The organism is Streptomyces beigongshangae, assembly GCF_019710745.1.
Lineage (GTDB): Bacteria > Actinomycetota > Actinomycetes > Streptomycetales > Streptomycetaceae > Streptomyces > Streptomyces beigongshangae.
Genome location: NZ_JAHKJW010000002.1, coordinates 173,674 through 191,032, shown reverse-complemented (window position 1 = coordinate 191,032; position 17,359 = coordinate 173,674). Strand labels below are relative to the sequence as shown.

At 62.7% G+C, this 17,359-nt stretch carries 13 protein-coding genes and 1 pseudogene; 6 read left to right on the top strand and 8 right to left on the bottom strand.

What is annotated here, in order from left to right:
• Window positions 1–61: 61 nt before the first annotated feature.
• The 6 genes from KM933_RS02180 to KM933_RS02155 form a co-directional block, all read right to left on the bottom strand.
• Window positions 62–1,429 carry an FtsK/SpoIIIE domain-containing protein gene (locus KM933_RS02180; protein ID WP_221348032.1) on the bottom strand — a complete coding sequence of 456 codons (1,368 nt, stop codon included), beginning with the start codon at window positions 1,427–1,429 and terminating at the stop codon, window positions 62–64.
• 5 nt (window positions 1,430–1,434) lie between these two features.
• Window positions 1,435–1,782 carry an SCO3933 family regulatory protein gene (locus KM933_RS02175; protein WP_221348031.1) on the bottom strand — a complete coding sequence of 116 codons (348 nt, stop codon included), beginning with the start codon at window positions 1,780–1,782 and terminating at the stop codon, window positions 1,435–1,437.
• 182 nt (window positions 1,783–1,964) lie between these two features.
• On the bottom strand, window positions 1,965–2,786 hold the full coding sequence (locus KM933_RS02170; protein ID WP_221348030.1) for an integrase: 822 nt from the start codon (window positions 2,784–2,786) through the stop codon (window positions 1,965–1,967).
• On the bottom strand, window positions 2,783–3,634 hold the full coding sequence (locus KM933_RS02165; protein ID WP_221348029.1) for a sigma-70 family RNA polymerase sigma factor: 852 nt from the start codon (window positions 3,632–3,634) through the stop codon (window positions 2,783–2,785). The genes KM933_RS02170 and KM933_RS02165 overlap by 4 nt, the downstream gene beginning before the upstream one ends.
• A gap of 175 nt (window positions 3,635–3,809) precedes the next feature.
• Window positions 3,810–4,199 carry an ATP-binding protein gene (locus tag KM933_RS02160; protein WP_221348028.1) on the bottom strand — a complete coding sequence of 130 codons (390 nt, stop codon included), beginning with the start codon at window positions 4,197–4,199 and terminating at the stop codon, window positions 3,810–3,812.
• A 97-nt stretch (window positions 4,200–4,296) separates the two neighbouring features.
• A complete protein-coding gene (locus tag KM933_RS02155; protein ID WP_221348027.1) occupies window positions 4,297–5,148 on the bottom strand; it encodes a helix-turn-helix domain-containing protein in 852 nt (283 codons plus the stop codon).
• A 346-nt stretch (window positions 5,149–5,494) separates the two neighbouring features.
• Here KM933_RS02155 and KM933_RS02150 point away from each other — a divergent pair, with 346 nt between their 5' ends.
• The 4 genes from KM933_RS02150 to KM933_RS02135 all read left to right on the top strand — a co-directional run bounded on the left by KM933_RS02150 (window position 5,495) and on the right by KM933_RS02135 (window position 13,299).
• Complete coding sequence (locus tag KM933_RS02150; RefSeq protein ID WP_221348026.1) at window positions 5,495–7,627, top strand: KAP family P-loop NTPase fold protein; 2,133 nt, start codon at window positions 5,495–5,497, stop codon at window positions 7,625–7,627.
• A 1,219-nt stretch (window positions 7,628–8,846) separates the two neighbouring features.
• Window positions 8,847–10,697, top strand: coding sequence for an ATP-binding protein (locus KM933_RS02145; RefSeq protein WP_221348025.1), 1,851 nt, complete (start codon window positions 8,847–8,849; stop codon window positions 10,695–10,697).
• Entirely contained in the window at window positions 10,690–11,922 is a 1,233-nt protein-coding gene (locus KM933_RS02140) for a PP_RS20740 family protein (protein WP_221348024.1), read from the top strand. The genes KM933_RS02145 and KM933_RS02140 overlap by 8 nt, the downstream gene beginning before the upstream one ends.
• Before the next feature lie 168 nt (window positions 11,923–12,090).
• Entirely contained in the window at window positions 12,091–13,299 is a 1,209-nt protein-coding gene (locus KM933_RS02135) for a restriction endonuclease (protein WP_221348023.1), read from the top strand.
• 373 nt (window positions 13,300–13,672) lie between these two features.
• On the opposite strand, the pseudogene KM933_RS02130 reads toward KM933_RS02135, so the two are convergent.
• A pseudogene (locus KM933_RS02130) lies at window positions 13,673–14,493 on the bottom strand (tyrosine-type recombinase/integrase); the annotation flags it as partial.
• A 434-nt stretch (window positions 14,494–14,927) separates the two neighbouring features.
• Between KM933_RS02130 and KM933_RS02125 the strand changes: the two are divergent.
• On the top strand, window positions 14,928–15,554 hold the full coding sequence (locus tag KM933_RS02125; RefSeq protein ID WP_221348022.1) for an NADPH-dependent F420 reductase: 627 nt from the start codon (window positions 14,928–14,930) through the stop codon (window positions 15,552–15,554).
• Window positions 15,555–15,784: 230 nt separating this feature from the next.
• Here KM933_RS02125 and KM933_RS02120 read toward each other — a convergent pair whose 3' ends face one another.
• Window positions 15,785–16,714 (bottom strand): LysR family transcriptional regulator, encoded by a 930-nt coding sequence (locus KM933_RS02120; protein WP_221348021.1) that lies wholly within the window; start codon window positions 16,712–16,714, stop codon window positions 15,785–15,787.
• 114 nt (window positions 16,715–16,828) lie between these two features.
• On the opposite strand from KM933_RS02120, the gene KM933_RS02115 reads away from it, so the two are divergent.
• Window positions 16,829–17,356: a DapH/DapD/GlmU-related protein gene (locus tag KM933_RS02115; protein ID WP_221348119.1), complete on the top strand. Its 528-nt coding sequence runs from the start codon at window positions 16,829–16,831 to the stop codon at window positions 17,354–17,356.
• Window positions 17,357–17,359 lie beyond the last annotated feature (3 nt).

Sequence of the window (17,359 nt, the reverse complement as noted above, 5' to 3'; positions counted from 1 at the left end):
ATGGGAGGGGTAGGGGCTTGGCGCGAGACGGTCACGCCGACCGTGGAAGGGGCGGGTGCGGCTACTCGGTCACCGGGCGAGTGGTGGGCGCGGCAGCGGCAGGCGAGGCCAGCGCGGCGGACTCCATGGCTACGACGGGCCGGAAGGAGTCGAGCCGGGGCAGTTCCGGCACCAGGGCCGAGGTGTCGCGGCAGACGGCCGCCGCGGCGTCGAGGGTGAGGTGAGGCGAGCGGACGCGGGACCAGCCGCCGGAGGAGTCGCCGACGACCGCGACGCCGGGCCGTTCGGCGGGGATGGAGGTGGCGGCCAGTGCCGCCTCAGGGGAGATGTCGGCCAGCGCCATGTTCGCCGAGGCTTCGTCGTTGACGCGGTGGCAGACCCGCCCGGTCAACTGGGCACGGAGCATGGTGGCGCCCTTACCGAGTTCGGAGCCGAAACGCTGTCCGCAGACCTCCAGGTAGATGCCGGCCGCGCGGCCGAGCTGGGCGAGGCGGATGAGCTTGGTGACCATGGCATCCCGTCGCTTTTCGTCGTCCTTGTTCGCAGCGAGGAAGAGTTCCGCCACCTCGTCGACGACGAGCACGACCGGCACCGGCCGCACCGCTTCCGACAGCCCCCATACGTCCGAGGTGAGTACGGCGTCCGGACCGGCCCCGCTGCGGAGCCCGATGAGCCGGAACCGTGCCTCCATCTCCTCCAGCAGCGCGTCGAGGAGTTCGTCAGCCCGGTCCGGGTTGTCGGCGAGCGCGGACAGCCGGGGTGCGAACGGGGCCAGTTCGACGCCCCATTTGCAGTCGATGCCGACGAGCACGACCGATTGCCGGGCCAGACCGCACAGCAGGTTGCGCAGGTAGACGGACTTGCCGGACTGCGTGGCGCCGAGGATCAGTTCGTGCGGCACGGTGCGGAAGTCCCGTACGTGCCACTGCCCGTCCTCCCGCAGCGCCAGCGGCAGACAGAGCGGACCGGTCGCCAGCCGTCTCCGGGCGGGACGCACCTCTGCGAGCACGTCCCAACCGACCAACCGCAGTTCGAGCCGCCCCGGCTTCGTGGGACGGACGTGCACGGCGTGAGCGCCCCAGGCGTGCCGCAGCCGGTCCGCCGAGGCGGTGAAGTCCTCCGGAGCCTGCCCGGCCGCCATGCGCAGCCGCATCACGAGTCCGGACCCGGTCGGCAGCGGGAACGAGTGGCGAGGCGGTACGGGTGCCGCCTCTCGCCCCACCATCCGGGCCGTGGCCCGGCGGATGGCCGAGGCCGGGACCGTCAGGCCGCAGGCGTCCATTGTCGCCCGGTACGAGACGAGCACCCGCAGCGCGATCACCGGATACCCGACCAGCCACCAGAACAGGACCGGCATCCGACGGCGCAGCACGAGCAGCGCGACCAGGGCCAGGAGAAGCGGTAACAGCACCCGCACGGCGTCTGTCATGGCGATCAGCCCTTCACCGGCGCCGGAGCGTTGACCATGACGGCGTCGGCCCGGTAGGCGATGCCGTGACGGGCGCGCCCGCCGAACTCGCTCTCCCAGGGCCGGGCCACCAGGCCGGACAGGATGACCGGCGCTCCCATCACCAGGCCCTCACCGATGCCCTGTTCGGGCACGGTGACCTTGACCATGTCGGAGCCGCCGGCCGCGATGAACACCAGCTCCAGCGTCATGAGCCGCTGATTGGACACCGGGTCCACGGCGACCTCACCGGTCTGCCGGTCCCTCACTTTGACCTCGGGCAGCTTGGTGACGAGGAGCGTCGCGGCCGAGGTGTCCACAGGGATGACACGCATTTCCTGAACCTCACAGGGTCGGTGGCGCTGTTGGGCGGCGCCACTTCGATTGGATACCCCCCTAGACAGTAGAGAGGTGACCCGCCCCATCTGTCTAGGGGGGTTGACGCCAACCGTAACCCGACGCCCCATCAACTGTCTAGGGGGGTATACGAAACGTCTTCCGGAGCCGCTCGAACGGGCTACGGCAGGACCCAGTGAAGGGCGGTCGCGTCATCGCGCGCCTTGCCGCGCGGCCAGCGCCGACCGTTAGGGTCGCCGTCCTCCGCTTCTCGCACACGGCGGATCAGCTCATCCGGCCCGGAGGATCCGAGGACCGCCACAACCTCTTGCCAGTCGGCCAGTTCGAACCGGTCGACAAGGCGGGTTGCTCCGTCGCTCAGCAGCGACACGGACGCCAACGAGTCCAGCGGCACGGTTCCCGTAAAGGCGTGTTCGGCTGCTCGCGGGTCGGGGCCGGCGATCCAGAAGCCGTCCGGCCGGTTGCGTAGCCCTGTCAGAGCATCGCGGTACTCGGCCAGCGCGGCAGCATGTTCCGGCGAGCCGGTGGGCAGGTCGTCGACCCGGCCACGGAGCCGCTTGCCGACCTCGTCCAGGCGCCGGTCGGTGATGGCAGCGGTTTTCCCGTCCTCGTCGGTGAGGAGGAGCGTCGAGTCACCGAGTACGAGGTACTCCAGAGCTCCCGCACCGACCCGCACCGCGACGACCGTACTGGTCGGGCTGGCCCGATAGGTCAGGTCGCAACTGTCCTCGTGCAGGGACCGGACCGCCCGGATCGAGTCGGCAAGGCAACCAGCAAGGGACCAGGCGGGGCGCGTCGTGATGCTGCTCAACAGCAGCCCGCCTAGCGTCGAGGAGAACCACGCGACACCGTGCACGCATCCGGTCTCCGCCCCGGCCACGCCTGCACCGTCGAGGAGTACGGCCACACCGGGAGCGACGGCCGCGAAGTCCTCGTTCTCCCGTTCCGGGTCGGCAGGCAACGAGCCGAGGGCGACGTTCACGCCGCTGCTTCCTCGTCGTGCAGGTAGAGGGGGCAGAGCAGTTCGACGGATTGCGGTTCGCCGGTCTCGGGGTCGTAGTCGACGCTCACCAGTGTGGAGAAGTGACGTTCCCCTACCTGCCCCCAAAGCGCGTTGAGGTCGGAGGCAAGCAGGTGCACGACGCCGAGGGAGCCCGCGGTGTGGATTCCGGCGATGGCGAGCACCGAGCCGTTGCCGTCCGGGCGGGGCAGCCGGCCGAGGTAGCCGACATCGTGCGGGCGGTGCGGTTCGGTGTCCGCTCCCGCGCGGTACGCCGTGCCGGTACGCCGGTCCACCAGGGCCCATGGCTCGCCCTCCGGGTGCTCCCAGCCGAGGACCGGATCCTGGGCGTACAGGTCCCTCATGGCCTGGGACATCCCCGGCCCGCAGACGACGACCAGGCCGTTACGGTTGAGGTCGACTTCCCCACTCACGAGTACGTGACCGGAGCTGACATCGAGCCCGTACGACTTCGCCAGCTCTTCCAAACGCTTACCGGAGTTCACGTCGTCCATGGCGACGACCGGGCGCTTCTTCGTGTCGTCCCACCGCAGCGGGGTCACGATGGTGACGGCGCCCGCACCCAGGAAGGCACCTTCAGGAGCCGGTCCGGTGTGCCGGATCTGGTGAATGCGCCCGCGGCTCAGGCCGGCCTTTGTCGCGATCTGCGCGTACGACAGCCCTTGGGCATGCAGGTCCTGCACCACCCGCCGACGGAGGCGGGCCAGTTCGGTCACTTCCTGCTGCGCGTCGGCCAACCGGGTCGTGACCTCACGCAGCAGCAGGTACGGATCATCGATCGCCATGATCCGCTGCAACTCGTCCGACATGACCTCACCTCCCACGGTTACCCAGGAGTCTAGGGCTCTAGACGGTATGGGCGGGAGGCGCCTCCCCGTATGAACGCCGATCACGTAGAACCGGGACCGCCGCCGAGGCACACCCCGAGGACTCACACGTCACCGTCCGTGCGGCAACCGCGGGTCGGCGTCGAGCGGAGCGCGATCACACGCCCTCCTGGACCAGGTCGGCCCACACCGAACGCCCCTCGGGCCAGTCCTTCACGCCCCAGTCCTTGGCGCAGGCCGCGATCAGTACCAGGCCCCGGCCGCCCTCCTCCTGATGCGTCACGTCACACAGGCGCGGCCTGCACTTGCCGCCCTGGTCGACCACCTCGATACGCACGAAGTCGTCACCGAAGCAGATGACCACCAGGAACCAGCCGCCGACCGCGCCGCTCCGCGAGTGCCGAACGGCATTGGTCGCCAACTCGCTCACGACCAGGACGGCATCGTCGACGCAGCTCCGTTCACCGACCAGGGATGCCACGAAGTGACGGGCATGGGCCACCTCCTCAGCATGGCCGGGAAAGGCACGGCACCACTTGGGATGCATGGGAAACCACCTCAGTACGTCTAGGGGGCTAGACAACGTGACGGCAGAATATTCCCAGACACGACCTACAGCCTAGGCATCTTGAGGAATTATTCCTCTAAGGAGTGACGGCGTCTCCCAAGTTGCGGAACTCCTTCATCACTCGCAACAGCAGCTCCCGCACCTCACCACCGAAGACCGCGGCTTGCTCGAAGCGAGCGAACGTCTCCTCGTACGCGGCCAGCTCGACGGAGTCGATCGATACCCGCTCGTCATCGAACGTCTCGACCACGACCGCCCGTTGATCGCACAGCGTGAACCCATGCCGAGGCAGCACCGGCACCGGCCGACGCCAGGGGATGACCCCGAGCCGTACCGTGCTCAGACTCTCGACAGCCAGCAGCCGGTCGAACTGGGCGAGCATCAGCGCCGGGGTCCCCGGCCAGGTCCGCAACACGGCTTCCGTCAGCACGAACACCGACTCCCGCCCCGGCTCGTACAACACGCTCTGCCGCTCCACACGAGCAGCGACAGCCCGACCAACCACTTCAGGGGTCGAGTTCGGCGCGCTTTCGAAGACGTGCCGGGCGTACTCCGCACTCTGCAACATGGCCGGCAGAACAACGCACTGGAACGACCGCACCAGCCGAGCGGACCGTACGGCGTCATCCAGGACCATTCCCGCGGGAGCCTCATCACCAGACGCCGAACCAGAGTCCGCAGCAGCCTCCACAGCGACCAGAAGCTCACGCACCTCACGAGCGGTCAAGTCATCGAGGCCGAGGGCACGCGACAGCCGGTCGAGCACATCGAGACTCGGAACCATGCGCCCAGTCTCGACCTTGGACACAGTCGGCTGCCCCACACCCGCCCGCTGCGCCAACACAGCACCCGTCAGCCCGGCTTCAGCTCGCAGTCCCCGAAGACGCGCCCCAAGCGCCCTCATCCGCTCCCGCCGCTCACTCCCCATACCCAGGGTTCTACACCACAGGACAGCAGGCACCGGGCGTCCGAACCGGAGTGATCAACACCGGTCGGCACAGAGCATGATTCAAAGTTTCTCTACTGGTTCAAGGCGGCTCGCTCCGCTCCCCGCGTGCGGCCCGACCCCCGGCCGGGCCTGCGCTCCTGTCTCCGCCCCGCTCCAACCCGGCCGGCAGCCGGGCCGCACGCACAGCGATTGGCCGCTTGATACCCGAGTTTGAGTGCGCGCGTCTGGGAACGGTCGGCTCCATGGCTGCAATCCATCGATCCTCGCACCTTGGTGGACCGAGGCTGTCACACTGAAACGACTCTCATAAGGAACGGTGGCAGGAATGAGCGAAGTAAACGACGACGACAACGGCAGCGCCCTAATTTCTGGGGACGACCCGATCTCGCGAGAACAGGACGATCTACTAAATCGGACGTCTTTGGCAGCCGCCATTGCGGAGGAAATAGCAGGAATGAATGCCGACAACGGTGGCGTTCTGGCTATAACCGGCAGGTGGGGGACCGGGAAGACTTCCCTAATAAATCTAATTGCCAATAAGCTTGAACAGAACGAGGCGGTTCGCACCACCCGCTTCAATCCCTGGCTCTTCTCGGGGACAGATCAACTTATGGGATTCTTTTTCACGGAGCTAGCTAGCCAACTTCAGGACACAGAGAAGAAGCGTAAAAGATTTAGACAAAAGAGCGTTTCCATAGCTGACGCATTCACACGCTACTCTGCCGCACTTTCACCCCTGAAGTTCATGCCATTCGCAGGGGCAGCTATTGGCACCGCACAGGGCATTTCTTCCGGGGTGTCGCAGGCGTTCGGCCAGCAAGCTTCCGTGCACGAACAGCGCACCGAGATAATCGAATCTCTCAATCGACTGAATGGTCGCATTGCCGTACTGATAGACGATATCGATCGACTTTCACAGGGGGAAATCAGGGACCTACTCCGACTGGTCAGACTGAACGGCTCTTTCCCGCGAATTATCTATGTCCTATGCTTTGACCGGGCGGTTGTCGAAGCAGCCCTCAATGGCGAAGGTATGGACGGGGCGGCCTACCTCGAAAAAATCGTACGAACGTCAGTAGAGGTGCCACCAGCCACTGACGAGTCTATAGCTGACCTGCTCATCCGAGGAATAACCGAGTGTCTACGCGATATCCCCGTCGGGCCGTTGGACGAGTCAAGGTGGGCGGACGTATTTTGGCAAGTGGTACGCCCTCTTTTTTCGACCCTGCGGGAAATTAAGCGGTTCCTCTCCTCCCTTTCCCTCGCGGCGCGGTCCCTAGGTGAAGAAGTGGGCATCGTTGATTTGGTTGCTCTAGAGGCCATTCGAGTCCAGCGTCCACACGCTTACGACCTAATTTTTCAAAACATGTCAGTACTTACAGAAATTCAGAGCTCATTCGGGCGCGACGATGGCGCCCGCGAACGAAATAGGCCAGTCATAGAATCAATCGTCGAGCTATTCCCGAGCAATGTAGGAAATAGTGTCGTCAGACTCATCTTTCCTGCCGCACAACTGTACACAGAAAATATTTGGCACGGAAATGACTCAAATCAGGCATGGAAGCGGGATGGGCGAGTAGCGCACGCACAGATTCTCAGATATTACTTCCACCGCGAACTGCCCGAGGGCACTGCACCGAACGTGCAGGTACAAATGGTAGCCCACGCTATCGGCAGTGAGGAGGGACTTAGGAATGCACTATCCGCAATAGCGGACGACCTTCTAGAAGATGTCCTCGATCGCCTACCAGCACATCTGGAATCGGTACCCTCTGAGGTAATCCAGTCGACCGTGACTGTACTTCTTGAAATGTTCCCTCGACTTAGAGTCGAACCGAAAGGTTTCTTCGATCCAGGTGCAGACTACTCAGTATTGCGTCCAGTGTTGCGATTGATGGAGCAAGTGGAGGGTCAGGATAGTGCTGACCGAATAGCGCGGGGTGTCTACGACGCAAACGACAGCTTCTATGCACGCCTTCGCTTTATCCAACTCATAGGGGAAAGGAAAAATTCTCAGCCTCGGATCATTTCCCAGGAACTTGAAACCGAATTGCGCGATAGGCTACGCAGCGATATTTCGTCCGTTCCGGCGAGCGCGCTTGAGAACGAAAGGGATCTATTGCGAACGGTGGTCCAAGTTTTCGGAAAAGAGGAGAATGACAGTGGATCGCCCTTGATCGAGGCGGCGGACAGTCCTCGCGTTACTGCGCAGCTACTGTCAACCGGACTGACAACAGCCAGGCAACAGACCCTGGGAAGTGTTCAAGTACACCGGGAAGATCGACTTGCATGGGATACGCTTTTGTTGGTATACGGAAGCGAGGATAGATTCCGAGGTGCTGTTGCCGCAATGCAGGCATCAGTTACTGCCGGAGAAATCGAAGTTGACGGGAGGCTTACCCGTTCCCTGGCGCTCTTTGAGAAGTATTCTTCAGGCTGGCGACCGAAAGATTTTTAGTTACGCTCTCGGACGAGCCTCGGCCCTGCCTGGCAGCAGTCCTCGCAAAATCGAGTCGGACCTCCGAACCGCAGTCACCACTTAGCAGCATGGCAACCCGCCCGGAAACCCAAGCTTCCCAAGCTGAGGGCTCAGGCCATTCGTCACGGACTGGCGGTGGTCGCTTGCTCTGGTCGACGACAAAACCGGATAACGTGGCTGAGGCCAGTGGTGGTGCAGCGAGGCATACGCGTGCGTGCTCGGTCAGCACACCCGCCGTCGTGGCTGACTGTCGTTGGCTGGGGTTCGTGCCACTGCCGTGCCAGATGCAGGGGCCAGCCACGGTCAACGGAGTTATCTCGCGGTCGAGTTCTCGGTGCCCTGAGCAGGTATCGAAGCTCCAGGTCGGCGCCGCCGCTCCCCCACCACTCTCCTAAAGTGGTGGTAAGCATCGTTGCTGTACAGCAACCACCGCGACCAGCCCCGCCCGCGAACGGCTCTGCATGACCGCCTGACGTGCCCACCAGACCTCAGCCACCACCGTGCCCAGTGTTCGTATCGAGGGGCAGCTTGCCGCAAAGGCGTGCGCGGGGCACTGTTCTCGGCGCATGGACGGCGCCCGGCCGGCTTGACTCGGTCATTGAAGCTCAACCGACCGCACATTCGAGGACCAGGCCAACTTCGGGAGGTCGCATCTCGGAACTGCGTATGAATACGTCCGTACGCTGATGGGCACCTATGAGCCCATGTGTGCATGCTGGACCCGGTGCCCACCGCGTCAGGTACGGGTAGACGGTGACCTCCGCTGCCAGGCCAGCAGCAGTCGAGGGAGATGGCTCCTGGAGGGAGGTGGCATCGAGGATGGCCCGTGGGGGCAGAAACAGCCCCTGGCCTCTCTGACACCCAGACATTCCTCCAGACGCGCTGAACCAGATGGTCTTTGTTTGCGCATTTTCTCACCGTTCGATGCTGTGAGTCTCTACACTGGCTACGTCGCGAGATTACCCGAGATTGCACGTCCAAATTTAGTGCGCGCCACCAGAGAGGGACGCCAAGGCACTGGACAAGGAACAGCGCCGGCCAAAGGGCAGAGGCCGGGGTGTTCACCCCGCAGGATGGAAGGCATGGGCCGACGATGAGTCCGTTGCTAAGCGAACGGGATCGGAAACTCGTTAATGAACTTCGTGGGACTGCGAGTGAGACGCGACCGATCGATGAGGTACTGAAGACAAATGACCGAGTGATTGCTCGTGTCACTGACGGCATCTATCGGCAGCCCGGGTCGGCGATTAGGGAGCTAGTAGCAAACGCCTACGATGCGGATGCCACTTGGGTATCGGTTAAAACGGATGCCCCGAATTTCAGCCGTATCACAGTCGAAGACAATGGCACCGGCATGACCCCTGAGGCAGTTATTCACCTGCTGGGAAATATCGGCGGAAGCGCTAAACGGACCGAACTGGGTCAGGAACTTGACATTACTTCCTCGACTAACCCAAACACGAGTCCTGGCGGTCGTGAACTTATCGGCAAATTGGGAATCGGTATCTTCTCCGTTTCGCAGCTTACTCATAGTTTTCAGATCATCACCAAGACGGCGAATGATTCATACCGCACCGTTGTCCTAGTTAATCTGCGTCAGTTTGCTGACGGTTCCACAGAAAGCGATCATGGCGAGTTTCAAGCCGGGCGTTATCGCGTTTGGAGGGAACCAGCCGACAACATCGAGACACACGGCACAACCATTGTGCTGACAGCTATCCGTCCTCAAACTCGCGACAGCTTGCGCAGCGAACAATTGTGGGGTGCCATCGATAACTCAATGAGCAGGGAGGAGAAGGAAAAAAACCTTACGACAATCCCCAAATACCACATCGGGCGGCTTGACTCTAACGGTTCCTATCTCGATGACCCGCGCGGTAAGCCCGAGTTCGTTAACCTCCCATGGGATGAGCAGGATGATCCACGGGAAGCATTTTCAAAAATGGTGGAAAGCGTCTGGTCTGCCGTGCGAGGACAGGCCACGGTGAAGCTTTCAAGCATTTTTGATACGTATCTCCAAATGCTTTGGAATCTCGCTCTCGCGTTGCCACTGCCTTACGTGCAGACAAACGTCCTAGACGAAAGCGTTGCCGACGACTGGGCTTACTTCTACAAACTCTCGAACAACTCTAAAGGTGCAGCACAACAGATCCAGAGTAGCGATCCGAAAATCACCATTCGTGAGCTTGCAGGTCTCACCCCTCCTGAATCTAAGGATGCCCCCTTCAAAATCCTTGTAGACGGCGTTGAGCTGAGTCGGCCGTTGAAATTTCGCAACCTACCGGCGACACAGCATGCCCTTAAGAAGCCGATGGTATTTGTTGGTTCGCTACGCCAGGATTTTAAGGGGATCGACCGAAACGTTAGTGCTGGGCCCCTTGAGTTCGAAGGCTATCTCTTCTGGACACCGAAGGTAGCGCCGACTGAACATCAGGGGGTTCTCGTTCGCATCCACGGAGCTAGTGGCACCCTTTTTGACTCGACATTCTTCAACTATCAGGTCTCGGAGACGACAAGGCGTCGGCAAATCACATGCGAGATTTTCGTAAAACAGGGGTTGGAAGCCGCCCTGAATATCGACCGTGAGAGCTTCAATACAGCACACCCGCACACGGTTGTCCTAACGCGGTGGCTTCATAACGCACTACGTCAGCTTTCGAACGCTCAGAAACGACAAGCGCAGCAAGTCCGAGGTGTCGCGCGGATTTCAGCACAACGTGACGTGGAATATCGAATCGGCCGCATCGTGGATTCGGCTAATACCCTTCGCACAGACGGCGAAGGGGTTGTCCCAGATATCCATTTTGCAGGCAGCAATCGGAAGGTGACGTCGACAAGCGAAGGTATCACTCAGACCTTTGACCTTGATCGAATCGTCCAGGAGGTTCCGCTGGGACTCGTTTCACCAACTCCCGGCAGTGTTCGAAAACTGGAAGCGATCACCAAGGTGCTGTCCATTTATGGGGTTCTTGAGCACTTGACCCCAAAGGAACAGGAAAACCTGCTTGGATCCATCCTTGGCATCATGGAGGCCGATAACTTTGACTGACGAAGTGACAGGATCCGACGAGTCAGAAGACCTTGAGGCCCTGATTGGCACAGGTCCGCTGGATTTTCCAGAGAAAGTAGTGCGCGAGTTCCAAGCATGGCATCGGCCACGTAAGCAGTATGTGCGTAGAGTCCAGTGGTGTCATGAAATTTGGAATCTCACGACTGACCTGATGCGTACCAAGGGTGAAATACATGAACTCCGGTACTTGACGTTGCCCGGCAGTGACCTGCTCGACATCCGTCATATTGCCGAGACGATCTGCTCCCCACGGCAGGTGAAACTCCGGTATCTCGGCTTCAATTCTGCCGCCATTCCAACTTCTGCGGATCAGGCCGAACTCAATGGAACCGAGTTCTCCGCCATCAGGGAAAACTGGATCGAATTCGAGTCACAGGTTTTCCCTGGCGATTTCCGTCAAGTTGGAAATCTTCGCTCACCTTCCTATCGGCGCATGAGGGAAAAAGGACCCTACCATGCGATCAACATTGATCTGTGCGGGGGGTTTGCGGGACACGAGAAGACCGAAAGTGCACCTAATTACTTCGGAGCTCTGCGAGCAATCCTGCAAAATCAAGCGCGTTCTGATGACGACTTTCTTCTTTTCATCACGACCCGAATGGATGACGACAACGTCGACGACGGGGCCAAAGGAGTATTGCTTCAGTTGGCGCAAGAAATCCACGATACCTGCAAAGGGTACGCTTCTGCGTTCTCCGAAGCATGGGGCGTCCAAGAAGACGACGCATCCCTAAGTGTGCCTGAAGTTGTCGGCACGGGCGAAGCCTTCATGCTCGGCTTAACTCAATGGATCATTTCAACCGGAGTGTCTTTTGGGTTGAAGGCATCAGTGCGAAGCTTTATGACCTACCGCACGGGTTACGGCCTTGGCGACGACGATATCGTATCGCTCGCAATCCGCTTTAAGCTGGACTCCCCGGACATCCCCCCCGATCCGCACGGACTTGCGCGAATCCTTAATACTTCAGTGTCTCAGGCCGATAAAAAATGTGAGCAATCAGTCATAGTTCCTCGTCGGGTCCGTGAACGCATTCAAGTGGACAAAATACTTCAGGAGCAGGCTGAAGAGTTCGAGAAATGCATTGTGGAGTCCGCTGCGCTCCTGGGTTCAGCAGGGTACGACTCCGACTCGTACCGCGGCTGGGTCATGCAGGAAGAGGGTCCCAACAAGTCTGTGTCAGCCGAGAACAGCGCGGGGCAATGAACCACGAGACGCGAAGTCCCTCATCCACGGTGCGCTGAAACAATTTGTCCCTCCGGCGCGTTCATGGCCCTTAACAAGCGCGATGTGCCCCCACAGCGTGGGACCGCGGAGCCAGGAGACTAACTGTGCCAGCACGCCTGTCAGTGCGTGCTGGTACATCTTGTTGCTATGATCCTCCCTGCCGCTTCTGAGCCCCAGGTATCGTTCGCTGACCTGGAAACTGCTGACCTCATCGTCGATGCCCTCTACGCCGGCGGCACGAGTGGCAACACCGGCGACGATCCCATCTCGAAGCTGATAAGGAGAGTTGGCAACCAGGGCGGCTTCCGATACTCCGGCTCCCCTGCCAAGGGGACTGTGAAGTTGGCTGTGCTCTACACGAGCGGCAGCGATGTCGACTGGCCCGACCACCTGGACATCGAGACGGGCACCTTCACGTACTACGGGGACAACAAAAAGCCGGGCCAAGGCCTCCACAACACCCCACGGTCGGGCAACGTCCTCCTCCGGGACGTCTTCGCTGCATCCCACGGAACCGCAGATGACCGGGCCAAGGTGCCTCCGTTTCTCCTGTTCGAGAAGGCAGGCTCCTCAGGCCGGACCGTGCGCTTCCGCGGCCTCCTGGCACCAGGCGGACCGACCCTCACATCTGACGACGAGCTCGCTGCCATCTGGCGCACGACGTCAGGGCTCCGGTTCCAGAACTACCGGTCACACTTCACCGTCCTCGACCACGACAAGATTCCACGCAGCTGGATTCAGCACCTGCTCGACGGCGGTGACCCTCTGGCCGGTGAGTGTCCCGACGTCTGGCGCACTTGGGTTGAGGGACGCGTCTACCGGCCGCTGCTGGCGCCTACAACTACCGTCATCCGTTCCAAGGCCGACCAGTTCCCGGATGACGCCCTAGGTACGGCCATGCTGGAGGCGATCCGCGAGTACTTCCGCGAGCGGGAGCACGACTTCGAGGCGTGTGCCGTGGCCATCTGGCGTTTGATCGCCCGGAACACCGGGCTGGTGGACCTCACGCGCCCCAGCAGGGATGGAGGGCGCGACGCCGTCGGCACGTATGACCTCGGGCCGACATCCAGTCGCATCTCCATCGACTTCGCTCTCGAAGCCAAGTGCTACGGCGTCGGCAACTCGGTAGGAGTGCGGGAGGTATCACGACTGATCTCGCGAATCAGGCATCGCAACTTCGGCGTCCTGGTGACCACGTCATACTTTCAGAAGCAGGTCCAGGAAGAGGTTCACGAGGATGGCCACCCAATCGTTCTCATCGCCGGCCGGGACGTGATCGACGCCCTGCGCCACAACGGCCGCACGACTGTTGACGCCGTCCGCCAGTGGCTGGAGCAAAGCTTCCCGAAGGTGTAGCTCGGAAGTCAGAGCGCGGCCCATTTGTGGACTGGCAAGGCGATCAAAACAGCCTCTGCGCTCTTGACCTGCTGAAACGTGAGGGACGCACGGGGCCTCCGGAGCCGTGTGCGCAGGTTCGAATCCTGCCGGGGGCACCTTGGATTAGGTGCCCAAAGACCCCGCCATCAGCGCTTTCGCTGAGGACGGGGTCTTGGCGTATGGGCAGCCGTATGCCGCTCGGAGCGGCTGTGTGTCGGGGGTCGCGGCCTATTCGCGGCCAAGCCGTAGAGCAGAAACCCGCAGGTGGAACCCCGGAAACGACGAGGCCCCCGGACCGTGGTCCAGGGGCCATCATGCCGCAGCAGGTGCGGGTGTCGGAGGCGTGTCGGGATCAGGGCCCGCTGCCGGGTCTCTCCTCCTGGTCGCCGTTCTCGTCGAGAAGCTCGTCGATCCGGCGATTGGCGACGTCCTGTCGACCGTCGAGGCACTTGGCGTACCGACTCAGAAGCACTTCGACGCTGTTGCCCGCCCGCTCGGCGACCTCGGTGGGATCCACGCCTGCGTTGAGCCAGGAGGAGAGCGCGGCGTGCCGCAGGTCGTACGGTCGAGCGGCCAACGGCGAGGCCGCCTGTTCCGGCGTGAGCGCCAGGTGCCGCGCCTCGTCCCAGACACGCCAGTACGTGGTCGAGGCGGCCACTCCCCCACGCTCGTTGGCGAACAGCCGGTCGTCCTTGGCCGTGCCGAACTCCCCGATGTGCGCGCGGAGCATCCTCACGAGGCGAGGCGAGGCGAGGTGAGGCGGGACCGGGACGATGCGTGTTTCGTTCGCCGCCCGATTCTTCAAGTCGCGGTCGTCGTGAACGGCGCCGGTCCCGGTCCAGCGCTTACCGACGGTCGGGCGGCTCTTCTCCAGGATCAGCGAGCCCCATCCGCTGTCCGGCAGCGTGCAGTCCTGCCGCCACAGCGCCACCGCCTCAGCCGGACGCAGACCGCCGAAGTACATGCAGGCGAACAGCGCGACGAGCCGACGTCCGCGGGCTCGGTGGAACCCGCCCACGTACGAGACCGCCGCCAGGAGCTCCCCGGCCTGCCGGGGTTCACGATGACACGGCGGTCTACTTCCTTGCTCACCTTGGGCGGCTTCCACTTCACGAGTGTGACCGGGTTCTCGGGGAGCTCCCCCAGTTCGGCCGCGTAGGCGAGGGCATCAAGCCCCGGCTGCGCTCCGCCCGCGCTACACCGACGCGCGCCCACACATGGATAGGGTCGAAAGCCATGAGTCGATCACCGCACAGAGCGGCCCGCGGTCAAGGCAATGCCTCCGGCGGGGGATCGGCCGGCACCGGGATGGAGGTGGGCGCCGTCGCCGACCGCCGGGCCCGTGGTGGCGTGCGCGAGGAGCTCCCATCCCGTCCACCGCCGACCCAGGCAGAGCCGAGCAGACGCGGCCCATGGCGTCCAGGTCATTCGGACAGTGGCTCGCGGTGGTCGTCAAAATGCCGCGTTTGCTCAAGAGCAATGCAGGGTGATGGCCGCTCGGTCTTGCAGGAGTGAGTGGCGAGCGACCACGACCTAGGTCCTTGGTGCCGGTTCGTCTGGCCCTGTGGTCCGATTCGCCGAGCTCCGGCAACAGTTAGCGTCCCAGCATGCGCTTAGGAATACTTGGCACCGGCAACGTCGCCCAAGCATTGGCTCACGGCTGGAGTGCCGCAGGGCACGACGTGCTCCTCGGTTCACGCCAGCCCGAGAACCGGACGGGTCTCGGGTTCCCCGTGGCGAGTTTGAACGAGACAGCGGCCCACGCAGAGGTACTCGTCAACGCCACTCCGGGGACCGTCTCCGTAGAACTGCTGCATTCCATCGGGGCACCGGCGCTGGCCGGCACCTTATTGATCGATGTCGGGGTCGGTCTCTCCGACGACTTCACCGAGCTGTCGCATCCCAACAGCAGCCTCGGCGAACAGATCCAGGAGGCTTTCCCCCTTACCCCTGTCGTCAAGACGTTGTGCACGATGGATTCCACCGTGATGACCGCCCCAGGCGGTCTGGACGGCCCGAGCACCGTGTTTCTCTCCGGCGATGACGCCGAGGCCAAGCAGACCACCGGCCGGCTGCTCACTGACCTCGGCTGGCCCCCATCGTCCCAGTTGGACATCGGCGGCATCACTTCTGCGCGTGGGCAGGAACACTTCGCCCTGCTCTTCACGGGCATCGCGAACGGTCTTGGTAATCACACGTTCAACGTCAACGTGGTCACCCGCCCCCCTGCCTGACAGTGCCGCGTCAAGACCGCGTACGACGACCGACATCAACGGGTGACACCAACAGGCACGTACGGGACCGGTCAGCACTGCACTTCGGCGGACGATGAGTACAGCCAAACGAGAGTTGATCGCCCCCGGTAATCGCCGATGATCGACCTGATAAGGAGGAGGCCGGATTTCAAAGCCCGTACGCAGCGCGAGCAGCGTCCCAGGCCGTGTCTGTTAATTCGGTCGTCTGGTCAGTGGTCTACCCAGTCCGGCGCCCACACATCGTGCGGGGTTCGCGGGCCTACGGTGCGCAGATGGTCGCGTAGCGCGGTCAGCATGGGGTGCTGGTCTCCGCTGCGGAACAGCAGCACGTGCGGGTAGACCGGGGTCGGGTCGTGCAACGGGATGCGCCGTAGGTCGTGGGTCTGGGGCCAGAGGTACCGGTCCCCGCTGCCGACGAGGGTGGACAGCGAGGCTGAGTCGGCCAGCGCGTCCATCAGGGCCTCGTCACCGAAGTTGGGGCCGAGCGCGTCGATGCTCAGGCCGAAGGTCTTGGACAGCGCCTGGTAGAACGCCGCCCACTCCGTGCCCGGCTTGATCCCGGGGATCCAGATGCGGTGGCCGGCCAGGTTCGCAGGACTGACCCAGGGTGCGTCAGCCAGCGGGTGGCCGGGTCCGACCAGGAGCTGCAGGGGTGCGTCCAGGAGTCGTTCGGCGCTGATTCCGGCCGGGACCTGGTCTGCCGGCAGGGCACGGAAGGACGCGTCGATGGTCCCTTCGAGCACCGCCTGGGCGGCCTGGGCGGCGTTCTCCATGCTCAGCGTGACCGCGTCCAGGTCCGTCCCAGGGTGGGAGCGGTAGAACCGGTAGACGGCCTGGGCAGGAGCGATGCGCCGATTGAGGACGTCGACACGTAAGGGCCGGCTGCCGGGGCGCACAGCCTGCTCGGCCTGTTCGATGGCCGCCAGGACCTTCTTGGCGTGCGGCAGGAAGACCTGCCCGTCCAGGTTCAGCCGGGAGCCTCGGGAGGTCCGCACCAGGAGCGTGACCTCGATGTGCCTCTCCAGGGCCGCGATCCGCTTGGAGACCGCCTGCTGGCTGACCCCTAGCTCGTCGGCCGCAGCCTGGAACTGGCCGGTCTCGGCGACGGTCACGAACGTCCGCAGCACTTCAGCATCCACGCTTGCACCCTACTTTCACAACTATTGGTTGTGTCTGGTGTGGTGCAGGGTTGTTTGATCGAGTGTTCTGCGAGGTGGTGGGATCGGCGCATGTCTACCCGCACAGAGCAGGTCATGTATGTCCAGACGCCTGAGTTCGCGCGTCATGCGGAGCGGATCGTGGAGGTGACCGATGCGACGTCTCGACTGAACGTGCTTCCATTCAGCGACAGCGAAGGTCGCGCGGGACTGCTCTCCTTTGTGTTCGGCGGCCCGCTGCCGGAGTCGGTGGTGATCTACCCGCCGTTCTTTACCGAGTGCGGGCTGAACACGACGTTCGGGGAGAACGTCTTCGTCAACCAGGGATGCACCTTCATGGACAAGGGAGGCATCCGTATCGGGAACGGTGTCATGATCGCCCCGAAGGTCAGCCTCATTACCGGAGGCCATCCACTGCCCCTGGCCGAGCGCCGCGAGTACCTCTCCTTCGCCCCGATCGTCATCGAGGACGACGTCTGGATCGGGACGGCTGCCGTGATCACGCAAGGGGTGACCATCGGTGGTGGTGCGGTAGTCGCTGCCGGTGCGGTAGTCACTTGTGATGTTCCTGCCGGCACCGTGGTTGCGGGAGTGCCCGCCAGGGTGATCAAGAAGATCGACTGAGCC